The sequence below is a fragment of the Azospirillum sp. 11R-A genome, assembly GCF_049472615.1.
In the GTDB taxonomy this organism is placed as follows: Bacteria; Pseudomonadota; Alphaproteobacteria; order Azospirillales; family Azospirillaceae; genus Azospirillum; species Azospirillum palustre.
The window spans coordinates 141,915-160,995 of sequence record NZ_JBCEBL010000004.1 but is presented as its reverse complement, the minus strand read 5'-3'; the positions used below and the strand labels follow the sequence as shown (position 1 = coordinate 160,995).

Below are 19,081 nucleotides of genomic sequence, written 5' to 3'. Positions count from 1 at the left end.
GGCGGGAGGTGGACGGTCCTCAGCCCTCTCCAAGCGCCTGCGACAAATCCTCATAGAGGTCGTCCGGCGACTCCAGCCCGACCGACAGACGCAGCAGGTCGCCCGGCACAGGCGAACTCGGCCCTTCGATGCTGGCGCGATGCTCGATCAGGCTCTCCACCCCGCCGAGCGAGGTGGCGCGGCGCCAGATTTCGACGCGGGCGGCGGTGTCGATGGCAGCCTGGGTGCCGCCCTTCACGCGGACGGACAGCATGCCGCCATAGCCGCCGCTCATCTGGCGCGATGCGATGCCGTGGCCGGGGAATCCGGGCAGGCCGGGATAGAGCACCTCGGCCACCCGAGGATGGGCGGACAGCCGCTCCGCCAGGGCCATGGCGGCGTCGCTCTGCCAGCGGACGCGGGCGAACAGGGTGCGCAGGCCACGCTGCAGCAGCCATGCCTCGAAACTGCCGAGGATACCGCCCTGCTGGGTCTGCACCGCCTTGATGCGGGCCCAGAACTCGTCCTTGCGGGCGGCGGTCAGGGTACCGGCGACGACGTCGGAATGGCCGTTGAGATACTTGGTCGCCGAATGCATGACGATGTCGGCGCCCAGTTCCAGCGGACGGGTCAGCACCGGGGTGGCGACCGTGCTGTCCACCGCCAGCCAGGCACCCGCCTCGTGCGCGAGTTCGGCCACCGCGGCGATGTCGGTGACGGTCCACAGCGGGTTGGCCGGGGTTTCCACCCACACCAGCCGCGTCTGGCCGGGGCGGAGTGCGGCGCGCACCGCATCGGTGTCGCTGGTATCGACCCCTTCGACCTTCAACCCCCAGCGTGTGGCGGGGCCATGGACCCAGTTGCGGAAGGCCCAGTACATCACGTCGGGCACAATCACATGGTCGCCGGGATCCAGCGCCTGGAACACTGCGGTCGCCGCCGCCATGCCGGAGGCGAACAGCAGCGTGTCGGTGCCCTTCTCCAGTTCGGTGATGGTCCTGGCCGGAATGTCGAAGGTCGGGTTGTCGGCGCGGGCATAGACCCGGCCGCGGCCATAGCCGTTGTCGGGATCCCGGACATAGGTGGTGGACGGGTGGATCGGCGGGATGACCGCGCCGCTGGCCGCATCCTCAAAGCCCAGGGCGCCGGCGGCGATGGTTTCGGGACGGTGGGGACGGTCGGTCATTGCCGGGGCACTCCGGGATCGGTCATGAAAGGGGGTATCAAGGATACGTCCGCCGGACGCCGGGACGCAATGGCGCCGCGCAACCGTCAGGCGTAGCGTGCGATCAGGCGGGCCAGCGGCGGCCCCGACAGCACCACCACGAAAAGCCGCAGGGTTTGCAGGGCCAGCACCAGCGGCAGATCCACCCCGCTGCCCAGCGCGATCACCACAACCGAATCGAGCCCTCCGGGGCTGGTGGCGAGGAAGGCGGTCAGCGGGTCGGTCGGGAGCAGCGTGACCAGCACCCAGGCCGACAGGCTGCACAGGGCGATCATCAGCCCGGTCGACAACAGCATCTGCGGCACGGCACGCAGGGCGTGGCTCAGCACCTCGCGGGTGAAGCGTAGGCCGATGCTCCAGCCGATGACGGTGTAGGTGACGGTCAGCAACGCATGCGGCAGTTGCAGAGTCACGCCCGCACCGGTCTGGACCAGCGCGCCCAGCACCATCGGCACCAGAAGGGCACCGGAGGGAATGCGGAAACGGTGGCCGATCCAGCCGCCCGCCGCGGCGACCAGCAGCGTCGCCGCCAGCCCGCGCAGGTCCAGCGCCTCCGCCGGGGCCACCGGGATGGTGGAACCCTGCGAACCGGCGGTCAGCGCATGCGTCACCAGCGAGGCGCTGAGCACCACCAGCACGACGCGCAGATATTGCATCACCGCGACCAGCCGGACATCCGCGCCATAGTCGCCGGCCATGGCGACCATGGCGGAGGCCGCACCCGGCGACACGCCCCAGGCAGCGGTGGTGCCGGGCAGGCTGCCGTAGCGGACGAACAGCCAGCCGACGATGCCGCTGACCAGCACCGTCAGCCCGACGGTTCCCAGCATCAGCGGCCAGTTCCGGGCGATGGACAGCAGGATCGACGAGGTAACGGCATGGGCGACGAGGCAGCCGATGATCGCCTGCGCCATGGTGAAGCCCGAGCCCGGAACGCGGATGCTGGCGCCGCCGACGCCCAGCGCGATGGCGCCGATCATCGGCCCGATCAGCCAGGCCGCCGGCAGTCCGACCGCATCGAGACCCAGCGTCGCCGCCGCGGACAGGGCGAGCAGCCCCGCCCATTGCGCGACCGTCCGCGGGCGGAGCCACGATCCGTCGCCATTCCCGGGGCCGTTCCTGCCGCCATCCCTTGCGCTGACCACGAACCCATACCTGTACGAATGATTTGCGACCGCCCCATGCTGCCCGCCGCCCTCCCGCCCGTCCAGCAGGCGAGGGGGCGCGGCAGCCATGCGCGGCGGATCGGCGGACCCAGATCGGCGGATCAGCGGGCGGCGCGGATGCTGGTCAGGAAATCGCCGACGCCCCGGTTCAACTCGTCCGCCTGCCGGTGCAGCAGTCCGGCGGCGGCCAGCACCTCCTGCGCGATGCCGCCGGTCTCCGACGAGGACCGCGTGACCTCGCCGATGGAACCGGTGACCCGGCGGGTGCCGACCGCGACCTCCTGCACGTTCCGGGTGATCTCCTGCGTCGCGGCGGTCTGCTGTTCCACCGTCGCGGCGACCGTGGTGACGATCTCGTTGATGTGGACGATGGTGCGGCCCACGGCATGGATCGCGTCGGCGGCCTGGCCGGCGGCATTCTGCATGCCGGCGATCTGGCTGGAGATGTCCTCCGTCGCCTTGGCGGTCTGGTTGGCGAGGCTCTTCACCTCGCTGGCGACGACAGCGAAGCCCTTGCCCGCCTCTCCCGCCCGTGCCGCCTCGATGGTGGCGTTGAGCGCCAGCAGGTTGGTCTGGCTGGCGATGTTGTTGATCAGGTTGACCACGTCGCCGATGCGTTGGGCCGCTTCCACCAGACCGCTGACGGTTCCCTTGGTCCGTTCCGCCTCACCGACGGCGGAGGTGGAGATGCGGGAGGATTCGTTGACGTGGCGGCTGATGTCGGTGATGGAACTGGCAAGCTGTTCGGTCGCCGCGGCCACCGTCTGCATGCTGGACGAGGCGAATTCCGTCTCCGACGCGACATCGGCGGAGCGGCGGCTGGTGCTGGTGGCGATCTGCGACATGCGCTGGGCATGGGCCTGCATCTGGTTGGAGGCGGCGACCGTCCCCTCCACGATGCTCTTCACGCTGTCTTCGAAGGTGCCGGCGAGCCGGTCGAGGGTGGCGCGCTTGCTCTCCTCCTCCGCCACCCGATAAGTCTCCAGCAGCAGTTCGATGTCGAACCACGCGATCTTGTTCAGCGTCTCCAGCTGAGCCGTCCGGTTGCGGCGGGCCGCGGCGCCGAACAGGCCTGCTCTCAGCCCCTCGTCGCCACCGGTGAGGCCGAGTTCGCGGGCGATGTTGGAACTGACGATGTAATGGCAGATCGACACCGCATAAGCCGGGACGCCGTTCTTATAGAAAAGAGTCGCAAGCCGTTTCGCGGAGTTGGCGAAACCGGCATCGATCCGACCGGATACGGCCCGCATCCAATGATTCAGGCGGGCGGCATGCACGTCGGGACGTTGCAGCGCCGCCTGAATCTCTGGCCATGCATCGAAATGCCGATGCCACTCGGTCAGCAGCGCGGGAAGGCGCTGCTCCGCGAACTCCCGGTTGCCCCTTAACCGGTCCAGATCGTTCTGGGTGATCGAGAAAGTGGAAAGTCTCTTCGCCTGCACATCTGTCAGTTCGACGGTCATCTTCTGGACGATCCTCGGTTCCAAGGCCACACATGGATCGTTCTACGTCAGGAATGCTCTTCTGGATCGCACATCGACGGCAACTCACTACCCCATTTTCATCATACCCAGATATGTATAAGAAGGAGAGCAGTGGCCGGTCATACAACGCTGGCGGCAGGTCGGCCGGCGCACTTTGGGCCTATGGTCGACCGTGCCCCGACGGCGGAGTCACCCGATATCAGGACGCGGGCGCAGGCCGTTCAGCAGCAGGGCGATGGACTGGCGTGAGATCTCCGTCGGGTCCAGATCGCCGTCCGGGCGGTACCAGCGGGCAACCCAGCTGAGCGCGCCCGACAGCGTGAAGGCGGCGATCTTCGGATCGCAGGGGACGATGCTGCCCTCGGCGATGCCGCGTTCGATCAGGCTGCGGAATTTCAGGTCGATGCGGCGCTTCAGGCCGCGCAGGGTACGGCGGCTGTCCTTGGTCAGCGGTTCCTCGCCGACCCGGATCACGCACATGCCGAAATCCATCGTGACGATGTCGACATAGGTGGTCATCACCGCCACCAGTTCGTCATAGGCGCTGCCGCCATGGCCGGTCACGTCGTTCGAGGCGCTGTCGAGCATTTCCAGCCCGATCCGCACGCACTCGAACAGGATCTCCTCCTTGTTCTTCACATAATAATAGATCGTCGGCTTGGTCACGTTCAGCCGCCGGGCGATGTCGTCCAGCGAGGTGGCGTGATAGCCAAGCTCGTTGAAGGCCTGCGCCGCCGTCCGCAGCACGGCGATCCGCTTTTCCTCCCGTTCGCTGCGGCGGTCGGCGGCGGTCTTCCATGGCGAGTCCGACATGCGGTGCTGGCTCCCTTCGCTCATTCTTCCGGCCTATCGCTTTCCCATTTGGCTGTGCCCATGTCCAGGCCGGGAAACAGTCAGTTCGTTTAGCAAACTTGTTTCGGAGTCTACTTTCAAGTAACTTAGGTTCCATACAGTAAAGAAAATGCCGGCCGAGCCCGTGACCGGGGTGTGCGGCGACGGCGCCAGAACCTTGCAGAACCGGGAGGACACGCATGCCCATGGACGTTGCCAAGGACGCCATCGCCGCGGCGCGCGGCACCAGCATCGGCGGGGCTCTGGCACGGGCGGCGCGGCGCTATGGCGACCGCATCGCCTTGCGCTACGACGGCCGGGACTGGAGCTTCGCCGGCCTGCATGTGGCTGCGAAGCGGGTGGCCCGGCGGCTCCACGACATGGGTCTGCGGCCGGGTGACCGGGTGGCCGCCTTCGGGCGCAATTCCGACGCCTATGTCGTGGCCTGGCTCGGCTGCGCGGTCGGCGGCTTCATCCATGTGCCGGTCAACTACGCCCTGACAGGTGAGGAGCTGTCCTACATCCTGACGCAGTCGGGGGCGCGGATGGTGCTGCACGACGCCGATCTGGCCGGCACCCTGGCCGATGCCGGGAAAGCGGCGCGGATGGAGTTGATCGGGACCCTGGCCGCCGGTGCCGCCGGTGCCGGTTATCTGGACGTGCTGGCCATCGCACAGGACCGGGGCACCCCGGCGGACATCGACGTGGCGGTGGATGCCGATACGGTGGTCCAGCTTCTCTACACCTCCGGCACCACCGCGGCGCCGAAGGGCGCGATGATGACCCATGGCGGCCTGCTGGCGGAGTATGAGAGCGCCATCCACGATTGCCGCTTCGCCGAGAGCGACCGGGCGTTGGCGGCGCTGCCGCTCTACCATTCGGCGCAGATGCATGTCTTCCTGATGCCGCAACTGATGGTCGGTGCCACCACCCTGCTGATCCAGGCTCCGGCCCTGAAGCAATGCCTGGAACTGATCGAGGCGCACCGCATCACCTCCTTCTTCGCGCCGCCCACGGTGTGGGTCGGGCTGCTGCGCCATGCGGATTTCGACGCGCACGATCTGGGGTCGCTGGAGAAACTGTATTACGGCGCCTCGATCATGCCGGTTCCGGTGTTGCAGGAGCTTCGCCGCCGCCTACCCAACGCCAAGCCCTTCAACTGTTACGGCCAGAGCGAGATCGGCCCGCTCGCCACCGTGCTGGCCCCGGAAGAGCATGAGGAGCGCCCCGCCTCCGCCGGCCGCCCGGTGCTGAATGTCGAGACGCGGGTCGTCGATCTGGGGATGAACGATCTGGCTCCGGGCAGCCATGGCGAGATCGTCCACCGCTCCCCCCAGCTGATGGTCGGTTATTGGGGCAAGCCGCGCGAGACGGAGGAGGCCTTCCAGGGCGGGTGGTTCCATTCCGGCGACGTCGGCTATCTCGACGAGGCCGGCTATCTCCACATCGTCGACCGCATCAAGGACGTCATCAACACCGGCGGCGTGGTGGTCGCCAGCCGCGAGGTGGAGGAGGCGATCTACACACATCCCGCCGTCGCCGAGGTCGCGGTTGTCGCGCTGCCCGACCCGAAATGGATCGAGGCGGTGACCGCCTTCGTCGTGCTGCGCACCGGCCAGAGCGTCGATGCCGAGGGGGTGATCGCCCATTGCCGCGGTCATCTGGCGCCCTTCAAGCTGCCCAAGCAGGTGCATTTCGTCGACAGCCTGCCGCGCAACACCGCCGGCAAGCTGCTGAAGAGGGAGCTTCGCCGGGCCTACAGCGAGACCGCGGCATGAGTGCGGAAACATGAGCCTATACGAACCGCCGCTGCACGCCGTCCGCTTCCTCGTCAACGAGCCACTGTGAAGATCGCGACCCGAGCGGTGGGGCGTCTAGGGGTAGCCGCCCCTCACGCCGCGGAGACGATCAGCAGGGCCGCGACCAGCGCCACCGCATCCTCCAGCAGGGCGGCGGGGCGGTCGCGGCCAAAGGCGGCGGCCATGCGCATGCGGGCGGCATAGCCGACCAGTGTGCCCACCACGGCGCCGATGCCGCCGGCCACCAGCCCGCCGATCCAGAATCCGGCATTCGCCCCGATGGCCGCACCGGCGATGGCGCCGCCGGCAATGCGGCTGGCAAAGGGGAAAGGCAGTTTGCGGCTGGGAGTGGTCGGCAGCTTGTCGACGATCAACTCCGCCACCGCCATGGCGGTGAAGACCCAGGGCGACACCGGATGCCCGAGGAAGAACAGCCAGCTTCCCGAAACGTCGAGCCAGCCGCCATAAGCGGCCCAGCTGACGGCGGCCGGAGCGATCAGGGTGCGGGAGCCGGCGACGGCGCCGATCAGAAAAGCAAGGGCCAGGGCAAGCATCCGGTCATCCGTGTTTCGTTGGGGTCAAAGTCAGGTGAGGGCCACAGTCAGGTGAGAGCCATGGTCATCCGGTGGAACGTCCGCGCACCGCCTGCACCAGCCGCAGCAGCGCCCTGCCGCGGGTGCCGGGCCCGCCATGGAGCAGGCGCAGCGCCGCCAGCATCAGCGCCTCGTCACCGGCCCGCGGCTGATCGAAATGGGGGCGGAGCCGCCCCTTGCGGACCGAGACGGTTTTCACCTGCGTCATCTCCAGCAGTCCCTCGGCGCCACGGGTGACGCCCCAGCCGCTGGCATGCCGCCCGCCGAAGGGCAGGCGCGGGTCGGCGGTCGGCACGATGAGGTCGTTGATCGTCACGGTTCCGGCGTCGATCCGTCCGGCCAACTCCCGGGCCTGCGCCTCCGGCCCGAACACGGATGCCCCCAGCGCATAGGGGCTGCCAGCCGCAACCGTCAGCGCCTCCTCCATGTCCCGCACCGGCACCAGCGACAGCAGCGGGGCGAAGATCTCTGCGCGCAGCAGCGCCATGTCGGGCCTCGCGTCGGCGAGGATCAGCGGCGCCATCGCCGGACTGTCCTCCCCCGGCAAAGCGCCCAGCGCACGGGCTCCGCCCGCCACCGCTTCCCAGGCAAGGGCGACGAGCCGGCGTCCGGTCGGCGGGGATACCGGCACAGCCGAAATCGCGCCGACATGGCGGAGGAGAGCGGCCTCCAGGCCCGCCGCCATGCCGTGCGGGACGAACACCCGCCGCGGCGCGATGCAGGTGGCGGAGCCGTTGAGCCGAAGGCCGAAAGCCAGGGCGCGGGCGACCTGTTCCGGATCCGCACCCGGCAGGACGAAGACGGCGTCGTTGCCCGACAGCTCCATCGTCGAAGGCACCAGATGCCGGGCCAGCTTCTCCGCCACCGCCCGTCCGGTATCGGCCGATCCGGTCAGCACCAGCTTGTCGATGCCTTCCTTGATGGCCTCATCCACCGCGGCGGCGGATTCGTCCAGCACCCGGAACAGCCCGGGCGGCAGTCCGGCTTCTTCCAGCCAGGCTCCAAGCAGGATCATCGGCGCGCTGCATCCCGGCGCCGGCTTGACCAGAACCCGATTTCCGGCCGCCAGAGCCTGGATCGCCTGAACGCCCGGCAGCAGCAACGGGTAATTGGACGGACCGACGATCAACACGGTGCCGACCGGCTCCCGCCGCACCTCCGCCTCGACCCCGAACAGCCAGACCGGACGGCCACGCCGGCCCAGCCGCTTCGGCGCCAGCAGCCTGGACGCTTCCCGTTCCAGAAACCGGCAGGCCTCCGCCAGCGGCAGGATTTCGGCACTGACGCTCTCGGCAGGGGTTCGGGCCGGGCGGGTTTTCAACGCTTCGACGAGGTCTTCCGCACCGGCGGCGATCCGGTGGCGGAGTCCACGAATGGTGGAAAGGCGTAGAGAAATATCTCGTTCGGACCATGCCTTAAAGCCGACCGCCTCCCGAGTGATCGCTTTTCTTATCCAAGGAGATAAGACGTCAGGAGAGGGGTTGCTGTTGCGATCCATTTTCGACCCGGCTTCGTAGAGATCACGACTGAATTTTGCAGCGCAGGAGCGTTTGGCAAGCGGATGGAACGACAAGTCGTGATCATCGGCGCGGGACCGGGCGGATTGGCATCCGCAATGCTCCTGGCGCTCACCGGAGCGAAGGTGACGGTGCTGGAACGGCAGGACCGCATCGGCGGCAGGTCGGCGGGCTTCTCGCTCGACGGCTACCGGTTCGACAGCGGACCCACCTTCTTCCTCTATCCCCGCATTCTGGAGGAAATCTTCGAGGCCTGCGGACGACGGCTGTCCGACGACGTCGACCTGATCCGCCTCGACCCGCTTTACCGGCTGGTGTTCGAGAGCGGCGGGGAACTGCGCGTCCATGCCCAGATGAAGGCGCTGATGGCGGAGATCGCCAAGCTCAGCCCGGGCGACGCCGACGGGCTCCCGCGCTTCCTGGCCGACAACCGGGCGAAGATGGAGCGTTTCCGCCCGGTGCTGGAATCCGATTTCTCCAGCCCCTGGGCGCTCGCCTCGCTGCCGATGCTGAAGGCCCTGGGCAGGCTGGCGCCGCACCGCTCGGTGGACCGCGACCTGTCCCGCTATTTCCAGGATCCGCGCATCCGCCTCGCCTTCTCGTTCCAGAGCAAATATCTGGGCATGTCGCCCTTCCGCTGCCCCAGCCTGTTCACCATCCTGTCCTTCCTGGAGCATGAGCACGGCATCTTCCATCCCCGCGGCGGAACGGAATCGGTGATGGAGGCAATGCGCCGGGTGGCGGAAAGCCTGGGCGTCACCGTCCGGCTGAACGAGACGGTTCGCCATATCAAGTTCCAGGGCCGACGCGCCGTCGGTGTGCGGACGGACGCCGGCGACTATCCGGCCGACGCGCTGGTCATCAATGCCGACTTCGCCCGCGCCATGACCACGCTGGTTCCCGATGATCTGCGCCGGCGTTGGAGCGACGCCCGCATCGCCACCAAGAAATTCTCCTGCTCCACCTTCATGATGTATCTGGGCATCGAAGACAAAGTGGACGGGCTGGACCACCACACCGTCTATCTGGCGGAGGATTACGCGCGCAACCTCGCGGAGATCGAGGAATGCCGGGAGTTGCCGCGCCGGCCGTCGATCTATGTGCAGAACGCCTGCGTCACCGATCCCGATCTGGCGCCGCCGGGTGGCAGCACGCTCTATATCCTGGTGCCGGTCGGTCACCAGCGCGGCCACATCGACTGGAAGGCGGAGGCGCCGCATTACCGCCGGCTGGTGCTCGATCGGCTGGCCGGCTTCGGGCTGACCGATCTGGAGCGCCGCATCCGGGTGGAGCGGGTGGTGACGCCGGCCGACTGGGACAGCCAGTTCGCCGTGCACCGTGGCGCCACCTTCAACCTGGCGCACAGCCTGGACCAGATGCTTCACCGCCGTCCACGCAACCGGTTCGAGGATCTGGACGGCGTCTATCTGGTGGGCGGCGGCACCCATCCCGGCAGCGGCCTGCCGGTCATTTTCGAAGGCGCACGCATCACGGCGCGGCTGTTGGCCCAGGAACTGGGCCTGCCGACGCCCTGGCGCACAAAGACCATGGGTTTGTCCGGCATGCTGAGGCAGGCCGTTGCAGGGGGAATGGCATGACGGATCGGATCGCGGTGATCGGCGGGGGCCTGGGTGGACTGGCGGCGGCCGTGGTGCTGGCGGCGCGCGGGCACAAGGTGACCCTGCTGGAAAAGAACGCCTGGGTCGGCGGCAAGGCGGCCGTGCTGGAGGAAGGCGGATTCCGCTTCGACATGGGGCCGACAATCCTGACTGTGCCGCGCGTCCTGCGCCGCATCCTGGAGGAGGCCGGTTGCGATCTGGACCAGGAGCTGGACATGGTCCGGCTGGAGCCGCAATGGCGCTGCTTCTTCGACGACGGCACGGTGCTGGACCTGTCGGAGAATGTCGGGACCATGGCGACGGAACTGGACAGGCTGGCGCCCGGCCGCGGGGCGGGGGAGGGCTATCGCCGCTTCCAGGCGATGTCGGAACGGCTGCACGGCATCTCCGAACGCTTCTTCTTCTGGAAGTCGGTGGAGGATCTCGGCGACACGCTGAACTTCCGCAACAGCTTCAACGCCAGCACCCTGTCGGACGTGCTGGCGCTCCGCATGGGCAGCACGGTTGCCGGCACCATCCGCGGCCATGTGCCGGATGCGCGGGCGGCGCAGATGCTGGACCATTTCACCCAGTATGTCGGTTCCTCGCCCTACGGCTCTCCGGCGGTGCTGTGCGCCATCGCCCACATGCAGACCAATGACGGCGTCTGGTATCCGATGGGCGGCACCCGTGCCGTGCCAACGGCGCTGGAGCGGGTGGCGAGGCGGCTGGGCGTGGAAATCCGCACCAACACCGGCGTCCGCCGTCTACAGGTGGAACGCGGCCGGGTGGTGGCGGTCGAGACGGACGGCGGCGGACGCATCCCGGTTTCGGCCGCCGTGTCGAACATGGATTCGGTGCGCACCTATCAGGAACTGGTCGGCGGACCGCCGGCCAAGCGCTTCGCCAAGCGCCGCAGCTACGAGCCGGCCTGTTCCGGCGTGGTGTTCTATCTGGGGCTGGACCGCGCCTACGATCATCTGCTGCACCATGACTTCGTCTTCTCGCGCGATCCGGAGGAGGAATTCGACTGGATCTATCGCCAGGGCGAGCCGGCGCCCGACCCGACCTGCTACATCGCCGCTCCGGCCCGCACCGAGCCGGGCGTCGCCCCGGCGGGCGGCGAGGCGCTGTATGTGCTGGTCCACACCCCCTATCTGCGCGAGCGTCACGACTGGAACCGCATGCTGCCGGCCTACCGCCGCGTGGTGTTCGACAAGCTGAAGCGCACCGCCGGCATGCCCGATCTGGAGGACCGCATCCGGGTCGAGCATGTGCTGACCCCGCAGGACATCAACGACCGCTACAATGTGCTGAACGGCGCCATCTATGGCTTGGCGAGCCATGGCCGCTTCATGGGCGCCTTCAAGCCCGGCAACCGCTCCCGCGATGTCGAGGGCCTGTATCTGGCCGGTGGAGCCGCCCATCCTGGACCGGGCATGCCTATGGTGCTGATGTCGGGTTGGATCGCCGCCGACAGCCTCGACCAGGACATGCGCGATGGCGTCCACGGTGATGCCGGGGCAGGCTCCGCGCGCGCCGTGGCCTGACAGAAGGCGGCGGGAGGATGACGGACGATCCGGTTGCGTTACGGTCCCGGCTGCTCTGCTGGTTCTTCGGCGGGGTCATGACCCGGCGGCTGCGGCGCGGCTTCCATGCGGTGCGGCTGGCCCGGCCGGGCTGGCCGGCCCTGCCGCCGGGCCGTCCGGTCATCGTCTATCTCAACCACCCATCCTGGTGGGATCCGGCACTGCTGATCGTGATGGGAACCACCCGCTTCCGCGGCCGGCCGGGCTATGGGCCGATCGATGCGGAGATGCTGCGCCGCTACCGCTTCATGCGCCGCATCGGTCTGTTCGGGCTGGAGCCCGGCCGCGCCGGGGCCGTCTCCTTCCTGCGCAACGCCGAACATATCCTGGGCGACCCGCGCGCCATGCTGTGGATCACGGCGGAGGGCGCCTTCACCGACCCGCGCCGCCGCCCGGTGACGTTGCGGCCGGGCATCGCCCATCTGGTCCGCCGCATGCCCACCGCCCTGGTGGTGCCGCTCGCGGTCGAATACCCGTTCTGGGACGAGCGCACGCCGGAGGCACTGATGCGGTTCGGCCAACCCTTCGAAGCCGCCGCTTTTGCCGGTCTGCCGGTGCAGGACATCGCGGCGGAGCTGGAAGGGCGGCTGGAGGCGGTGATGGACCAGTTGGCGCTCGATGCGCAAGGCCGCGACCCGGCGCGGTTCCTGACGCTGATCGAGGGAACGGTCGGCGTCGGCGGCATTTACGACCTGTGGCGCCGGCTGCGCGCCCTGGCCGGCGGACAGGGCTTCTCTCCGGCCCATGGCGGCCGGGAGGACGGCGGCCGGCAAGGGAGCAGCCGGCACGGACCGGCGCGGCAGCCGGAGATGCAGCAGGAAATCGAGGGGCCATGAGCGTCGTCGTCCTGATCGCCGCGCTGTCGCTGATCCTGGCCCTGTTGCCGCTGGGGCAGGGGATCGTGAACCTGTTCCTCTACCGCCGTCCGACCGCCGAACCGCCGCCGGGGACCGCCGTCAGCATCCTGATTCCCGCCCGCAACGAGGAGGCCGGCATCGCCGCCGCCGTCGACGCCGCCCTGCTCAGCCGCGGTGTCGATGTCGAGGTGGTTGTGCTGGATGACCACTCCACCGACCGCACGGCGGAGATCGTCCAGGCCATCGCCGCCCGCGACCCGCGCGTCCGTCTGGAGAGCGCGCCGCCGCTGCCGCCGGGCTGGTCGGGCAAGCAACATGCCTGTCAGATGCTCGCCGGTCTGGCACGGTACCCGGTGCTGCTGTTCCAGGACGCCGATGTGCGGCTGTCGCCGACGGCGGCCCGCCGGGTCGGCGGCGCTCTGCTGTCGGGGGAATGCGGTCTGGTCAGCGGCTTCCCGCGCGAGGAGACCCGGACGCTGGCGGAAGCCCTGGTGATTCCGCTGATCCATTTCCTGTTGCTCGGCTTTCTGCCGATGGCGGCGATGCGGTGCTCGACCGATCCGCGCTTCGGTGCCGCCTGCGGCCAGCTGATCGCGGTTCGGCGCGACGCCTATCTGAAGGCCGGCGGCCATGCGGCCATCGCGACGTCGCTGCATGACGGGGTGACGCTGCCGCGCGCCTTCCGCCGGGCAGGGCAGGGCACCGACCTGTTCGACGCCACCGGCTTTGCCCGCTGCCGGATGTATCGCGGCTGGCGCGAGGTGTGGTCCGGCTTTTCCAAGAACGCGACGGAGGGGATGGCGACCCCGGCCGCCCTGCCGATCTGGACCCTGCTGCTGTTCGGCGGCCATGTGCTGCCCTGGCTTCTGCTTGGCTGGGCGGCACTCCATCCGCTGCCCATTTCGGCGGTCGTGCCGGCGGGACTGGCGGCGGCGGCCGGACCGGTCTTCCGCCTGCTGCTGGCCGTCCGCTTCCGCCAGAGCGTCGTCGGCGCCCTGTTGCACCCGGTCGGCGTGCTGATCATGTTGGCGATCCAATGGACGGCGCTGCTGCGCGCCCGCCATGGCAAGCCGTCGGAATGGCGCGGCAGGGCCTATCCGGCTGGGCCGGGGCAAGGCACGCCATGATCGTCCTGGCTGCGCCGCCACGCCGGCGCAGGCTTCCGCCGGGGTTACTGACCAGTCAGGCTTCGCCGCGCTCCTCGCGCTTGGCCTGCTGCCACATGGCCTCCATCTCGTCCAGCGTGGCGTCCTGCGGCTTGCGCCCCTCGGCGGACAGCAGCGCCTCGATCCGGTGGAAGCGGCGTTCGAACTTGGCGTTGGTGCCGCGGAGCGCCGTTTCCGGCTCCACCTTCATCCGGCGGGCGAGGTTGACCAGCGCGAACAGCAGGTCGCCCAGCTCGTCCGCCACCCGCTCCTGCGCCGAACCGGCGTCCATCTCGGCCCGCAGCTCCTGGACCTCCTCCTCGATCTTGTCGAGGATGTCGCGGGCGTCGGTCCAATCGAAGCCGACGCGTGCGGCGCGGTTCTGCAGCTTCAGCGCCCGGGTCAGCGCCGGCAGCCCGGCGATGACGCCCTCCAGCGCCGACGGCGCCCGACCTTCCTCTGCGGCCTTGGCCGCCCGCTCGGCCGCCTTGTGGTCCTCCCAGCGCGAGGTCTGCTGGTCCGACGACTTCACCTCTTCCGGTCCGAAGACGTGGGGATGACGGCGGATCATCTTGTCGGTGATGACCCCGGCGACCTCGTCGAAATCGAACAGCCCCTCTTCGCGCGCCATCTGGCTGTAATAGACGACCTGGAACAGCAGGTCGCCCAGCTCCTCGCGCAGGGCGGCCTTGTCGTCCTTCTCGATGGCGTCGGCGACCTCATAGGCTTCTTCGATCGTGTGCGGCGCGATGGTGCGGTAGGTCTGCTCCAGATCCCACGGGCATCCGCCGTCGGGATTCCGCAGCCGCGCCATCACGTCGAGCAGCCGGTCGATGTTGCGGGTCATGTCTTGCGGTCTCCGATTGCGGGGAGGTGAAAGTCCGCGACGATAGCCGAGCGGAGCGGGCGGTGGAAGCGGCGAGGGTGAAGCCGTGGGTGTAGACGGGGCAACCTAGGCGGAGCCGCCGCCGGCCGCATCGACCGACGCCATAACCGGACGCCCATGCAGACCGACCTGCCCGCGTCCATTGCGCTTGGCGGCATACAATGCCTGGTCGGCATAGCGCAGGACCGTGTCGAAATCCGTGTCGTCGACCGGCCACAGCGCCATCCCGATGCTGCACCCGATGCCGATCTCCGCTTGCTCCAGCCTCATCGGAGCCGACAGCGAGGCGATGATGCGGGCCGCGACCTCCTGTGGCGTCAGCCAGTCGGCCTGCGCAAGCGCCAGACAGACAACAAACTCGTCGCCACCGAGCCGGATGACCTCGTCGCCGTCACGCACGCAGTTGAGCAGCCGGCGCCCGACCTCCGCCAGCACGGCATCGCCGACATGGTGCCCATGGCGGTCGTTCACCGGCTTGAAGCCATCCAGGTCGATGCAGAGCGCCGCCACCGTCGGGCGCCTGCCGGGCGGCAGGTCGGCCAACTCCCGGATCCTGGCTTCGAGGTAGCGGCGATTCCCCAGTGCGGTGAGTTGATCCTTGTAAGCGAAGCCGTGCAGGGTGGCGCCCATGTCGTGGATCGCCTGTGCGGCGTTGCCCATCTCCCGCGTCCGGAATCCGGCTGCGGCACTCTTCGAGACGGAATCGATCCGCCCCGCCGACAGGTCGGTGGCGGATCGCTGAAGATCGCGCAGCCCGCGCAGGACAAGGATGTCGAGCAGGAACCAGACGCCGGCAACGATCGTCGCGACGACGCCGGCCAGGATCGCGATGCCCCACATGATCTTGCCGTTCACTTCGTCGAGGACGAGATCGCGCGGCACCCCGACAGCGATCCGCCCGCCGGTATCCTCCAGCTTCGCAAAGCCGATGATCCGCGGCTGGTCTTCGAAACCGGGACGCTCGACGATTCCGCGGTCGGCCTGGAAGATCGCGCGGGTGACCGGATGGTCGGCCATATGCCTGCCGATCAAGGCGCTCGGCCCCGGTTCGCGCGCCAGGATGGTTCCCCGGGCATCGAACAGGGTCACCGTGGTGCCGGGAGCCTCCGCGGCCTCCCTCGTCAGGTCGCCGAGCCATTTCAGATCCAGTCCCGTCAGCAGAACCGCCCTGACGGTTTCATCTTCGTCGAGCATGGGCAGGGCGGTTGCCAGAAGAGGCTTGCCGGATGCGCGTCCGACCCGGAAATTGCTGGTGCTGAATGACTTCGTGGCCAGCGCCCGCATGAAATAATCCTGATCCGCCACTGTCGTCACCGGGCTGCTGCCAAGCCCCGTCCGGCAGAGGATCCGGCCGTCAGGGGCGGCGACGGCAAAGCCAGTGCTCCAGGGCTGGAACGCCATGGCCCGGCGCAGGGGCGGGCCGCAATCTTCGGACCGGTCCCCCCGGACTTCGGGAATCAAAGCCAGCGTCTGCAAGGTCTCGCGAACCCGCGCGATGGCATCGGCCTGCTGGGACGCGCCTTGTTCGGCAAGCGTCAGAACACGTTGACGGGCATGTTCGATATCGGCGTTCCATTGCTGCAAGTAGAGCGACAGAACAAGACCAACCAATGGCAAGAATGCAGTGACGATGAAAATTTCGAGTCGGACACGCAGACCCATACCGCCCCAGATATTCATTATGGATTTTCTTATAGACCCAATGAACATGTCATTTCCAGAACGGCAGGAGTATTTCGATGAACGAGGTTCAGAACACCATAGGTAAGCGGTTGAGCAAAACGACTGGAGTTACAGTTGCGCCGAAGCGTCCGCAATCCTAAGGGACGCACCGGCACCCTCCACAGAGCCGGCTGGAGAGACCGTATGCCTTCGGGATTTCGGAAATGCCAGTTCTTCCTGTTAAATCTGCTTATGCTCGATGCAACCCGGCCATGCTGTCGAGACTTTGGCCGGTCATTGACATCCATTCGTTGCGATGGACAGCAATTTTAACTTTGTGCGCGTATGAAACACATAATCTGCATTATGGAAATTATGTCGATGGGCCGGGCGATCTGTTGCGGGCGGCTCCCGGCGGTTGTCCCGTCACCCGTTTAAAGGCGCGGCTGAAAGCCGCCTGCGAGCCGTAGCCCAAGCGGTAGGCCGCGGTCTCTATCGGCATGTTCTCGCGCCCGATCCATTGCGCGGCGAGCCGCATCCGCAGTTCGGTGACATACTGGAGCGGCGTCATGCCGGTAACCGCCAGAAAGCGTTCGGCGAAGACGGACCGCGAACTACCCATTTCGGCGGCCAGTTGGGCGACCGTCCAATCGCGTCCGGGATCGCGGTGAAGCGCGGCGATGACACGCCCCAGCCTGGGATCGCGCAGCGCCTCCACCCAGCCGCGGGCGTCGCCGCAGCCGCATTCCACCCAGCCGCGCACGATGAAGGCCGACACGACGTCGGCCAGCCGCGCCAGAATCCCGGCGAAGCCGGCGCGTTCGGTCCGCGCCTCCCTTTCCATCGCCTCCAGCATCGGAAGGATTTCCGGATAGCGGTCGAGCAGGGTGCCGACCAGCATCACCTCCGGCATGAGGCCGATCAGCGGGTGCATGGCGCCAAGGTCGAATTCCATGCAGCCGCTGAAGATCACCGTGTCCTTGCTACGGCAGGTGTCAGCCGGACAGGACTTGATGCTGCCGACCGTTTCACACAGCGCCGCCTCGTCGAACCCGCCCAGATCCAACCCCTGCCCGTCGGCATCGGAGACCAGATCGTGGGCGCCGCCCCGCGGCAGCAGGACCGCGTCGCCGGCGTGCAGTTCATGCAACATCCCCGTCCTGCCGCGCAGGATGGCGGTGCCGCAGGCCACGAAATGGAACTGCGCCCTGCCCTCGTCCCGGCCGAAGCGGATGCCGAACGGCGGAGCGAACTGCAACCGGCGGTACCTGACCCCGTATAGCCGCATGCCGAGCAACAGCTCGCTGACGGCATCACGCGGCGAAGGCGCGGAGGGTTGTCTGGCGGTGGATAGGGGCATATCCAGACTTTCGATCAAAAACTACGGACGGTATGGCATGGATCGTCCGGCCCTTCAAGCATAGCCTGCAACGCAGCAAAAACACCTTCGAACGAGGGGAAAGAGACATGAGTGATGTGACGAAGCCGGCCTGGGGCGCGGTTTTCGCGATGTCCATGGGTGTGTTCGGACTGGTGGGAGCGGAGTTCCTGCCAGCCAGCCTGTTGACGCCAATGGCGGCCGATCTCGGCGTTTCGGAAGGGCTGGCTGGACAGGCGGTGACGGCCACCGCGGTCGTTGCGCTGGTGACCAGCCTGCTGATCGCCACGGCGACCCGCAGGGTCGACCGGCGGACCGTGCTGCTGGCATTTTCCGTGCTGCTGATCGCCTCCAATCTGGCGGTCGCCTTCGCGCCGAATCTGCCGGTCCTCCTGGTCGGGCGCGTGCTGCTGGGCATAGCGATCGGCGGTTTCTGGACCATGGCCGCGGCGACGGCGATGCGGCTCGTTCCGCCCGATCTGGTGCCCCGCGCCCTGTCGATCATCTTCAGCGGCGTGTCGGCGGCAACGGTGTTCGCGGCTCCGCTCGGCAGCTATGTCGGCGGGTTGATCGGCTGGCGGCCTGTCTTCCTGCTTGGCGCCGTCCTTGGGCTCCTTGCCCTGGCGGCACAGGCGGCGACGCTTCCGCGCATGGCGCCGAGCGGCGATGCGCGGTTGCGCACCCTGCTCGACGTGCTGACGCGGCCGGGCGTCGGCATCGGCATGCTGGCCGTGGTGCTGGTCTTCACCGGGCATTTCGCCTTCTTCACCTACATCAGGCCGTTCCTCGAAACGGTGACCAGCGTCGGGCTCGACGGCGTATCCGGCATTCTCCTGGGCTTCGGACTCGCCAACTTCGTCGGAACCGCGCTGGGCGGCATGCTTCTGGAGCGCAACATGCGCCTGACGCTGGTCGTCATGCCGTTGCTGATGGCGCTGCTCGGGCTGGGGCTGGCAAGCATGGGCGGCACGCCGGCCATCGACACGGTGCTGGTGACACTGTGGGGTCTTGCCTTCGGGGCGGTTCCGGTGGCGTGGTCGACCTGGATCACCCGTGCCGTGCCCGACGAGGCGGAGAGCGCCGGCGGCCTGATCGTCGCCGCGGTGCAACTCGCCATCGCCACGGGCGCCGCGGCGGGGGGAGCCATCTTCGGTGTCAGTGGCGTGACCGGGGTTTTCACCATGGCCGGAGCGGTGTTGCTGATCGCCGTCCTGACCATCCTGCTCGGCGTCCGCACCCGGATGGTCGAGACCGCCTGAACATCGCGTCCCCACCTGATACGCGTGGAGGGAAGCTGTCTTCCGGCCCGTCGGTCGCCACGCAGGCGACCGACGGGCCGTCGTGTTTTTGCACCGCGGCAATCCAGCCATGC

The 19,081-nt window shown here is 68.0% G+C and carries 15 protein-coding genes; 6 read left to right on the top strand and 9 right to left on the bottom strand.

Annotation, left to right across the window (positions count from 1 at the left end):
- Positions 1-19: 19 nt before the first annotated feature.
- The 4 genes from VH569_RS08315 to VH569_RS08300 form a co-directional block, all read right to left on the bottom strand.
- Positions 20-1,165 carry a trans-sulfuration enzyme family protein gene (locus tag VH569_RS08315; RefSeq protein WP_423314917.1) on the bottom strand — a complete coding sequence of 382 codons (1,146 nt, stop codon included), beginning with the start codon at positions 1,163-1,165 and terminating at the stop codon, positions 20-22.
- A gap of 86 nt (positions 1,166-1,251) precedes the next feature.
- Entirely contained in the window at positions 1,252-2,349 is a 1,098-nt protein-coding gene (locus VH569_RS08310; protein ID WP_423314916.1) for an AbrB family transcriptional regulator, read from the bottom strand.
- 122 nt (positions 2,350-2,471) lie between these two features.
- Positions 2,472-3,833: a methyl-accepting chemotaxis protein gene (locus VH569_RS08305; protein ID WP_423314915.1), complete on the bottom strand. Its 1,362-nt coding sequence runs from the start codon at positions 3,831-3,833 to the stop codon at positions 2,472-2,474.
- 210 nt (positions 3,834-4,043) lie between these two features.
- Positions 4,044-4,667 carry a TetR/AcrR family transcriptional regulator gene (locus VH569_RS08300; protein ID WP_423314914.1) on the bottom strand — a complete coding sequence of 208 codons (624 nt, stop codon included), beginning with the start codon at positions 4,665-4,667 and terminating at the stop codon, positions 4,044-4,046.
- A 218-nt stretch (positions 4,668-4,885) separates the two neighbouring features.
- Here VH569_RS08300 and VH569_RS08295 point away from each other — a divergent pair, with 218 nt between their 5' ends.
- Complete coding sequence (locus VH569_RS08295; protein WP_423314913.1) at positions 4,886-6,463, top strand: fatty acyl-CoA synthetase; 1,578 nt, start codon at positions 4,886-4,888, stop codon at positions 6,461-6,463.
- A 113-nt stretch (positions 6,464-6,576) separates the two neighbouring features.
- Here the strand turns inward: VH569_RS08295 and VH569_RS08290 are convergent, their stop codons facing one another.
- Positions 6,577-7,038 (bottom strand): DUF4126 domain-containing protein, encoded by a 462-nt coding sequence (locus tag VH569_RS08290; RefSeq protein ID WP_423314912.1) that lies wholly within the window; start codon positions 7,036-7,038, stop codon positions 6,577-6,579.
- A gap of 64 nt (positions 7,039-7,102) precedes the next feature.
- Complete coding sequence (locus VH569_RS08285; RefSeq protein ID WP_423315091.1) at positions 7,103-8,575, bottom strand: aldehyde dehydrogenase family protein; 1,473 nt, start codon at positions 8,573-8,575, stop codon at positions 7,103-7,105.
- 63 nt (positions 8,576-8,638) lie between these two features.
- On the opposite strand from VH569_RS08285, the gene crtI reads away from it, so the two are divergent.
- Genes crtI through VH569_RS08265 form a run of 4 tightly spaced genes read left to right on the top strand, consistent with a single transcriptional unit; the run spans position 8,639 to position 13,765 of the window.
- Positions 8,639-10,192: a phytoene desaturase family protein gene (gene crtI / locus VH569_RS08280; protein WP_423314911.1), complete on the top strand. Its 1,554-nt coding sequence runs from the start codon at positions 8,639-8,641 to the stop codon at positions 10,190-10,192.
- Complete coding sequence (locus VH569_RS08275) at positions 10,189-11,742, top strand: phytoene desaturase family protein (protein WP_423314910.1); 1,554 nt, start codon at positions 10,189-10,191, stop codon at positions 11,740-11,742. The genes crtI and VH569_RS08275 overlap by 4 nt, the downstream gene beginning before the upstream one ends.
- A 17-nt stretch (positions 11,743-11,759) precedes the next feature.
- Complete coding sequence (locus VH569_RS08270) at positions 11,760-12,617, top strand: lysophospholipid acyltransferase family protein (protein WP_423314909.1); 858 nt, start codon at positions 11,760-11,762, stop codon at positions 12,615-12,617.
- Positions 12,614-13,765: a glycosyltransferase gene (locus VH569_RS08265; RefSeq protein WP_423314908.1), complete on the top strand. Its 1,152-nt coding sequence runs from the start codon at positions 12,614-12,616 to the stop codon at positions 13,763-13,765. Before VH569_RS08270 ends, VH569_RS08265 begins: the two co-directional genes overlap by 4 nt.
- A 55-nt stretch (positions 13,766-13,820) precedes the next feature.
- Here VH569_RS08265 and mazG read toward each other — a convergent pair whose 3' ends face one another.
- The 3 genes from mazG to VH569_RS08250 form a co-directional block, all read right to left on the bottom strand.
- On the bottom strand, positions 13,821-14,630 hold the full coding sequence (gene mazG / locus VH569_RS08260; RefSeq protein ID WP_109049060.1) for a nucleoside triphosphate pyrophosphohydrolase: 810 nt from the start codon (positions 14,628-14,630) through the stop codon (positions 13,821-13,823).
- Positions 14,631-14,735: 105 nt separating this feature from the next.
- Positions 14,736-16,349 carry a diguanylate cyclase domain-containing protein gene (locus tag VH569_RS08255; protein ID WP_423314907.1) on the bottom strand — a complete coding sequence of 538 codons (1,614 nt, stop codon included), beginning with the start codon at positions 16,347-16,349 and terminating at the stop codon, positions 14,736-14,738.
- Between the two features lie 355 nt (positions 16,350-16,704).
- Complete coding sequence (locus VH569_RS08250) at positions 16,705-17,691, bottom strand: AraC family transcriptional regulator (protein ID WP_423314906.1); 987 nt, start codon at positions 17,689-17,691, stop codon at positions 16,705-16,707.
- Positions 17,692-17,798: 107 nt separating this feature from the next.
- Here VH569_RS08250 and VH569_RS08245 point away from each other — a divergent pair, with 107 nt between their 5' ends.
- Entirely contained in the window at positions 17,799-18,968 is a 1,170-nt protein-coding gene (locus VH569_RS08245; RefSeq protein ID WP_423314905.1) for an MFS transporter, read from the top strand.
- Positions 18,969-19,081 lie beyond the last annotated feature (113 nt).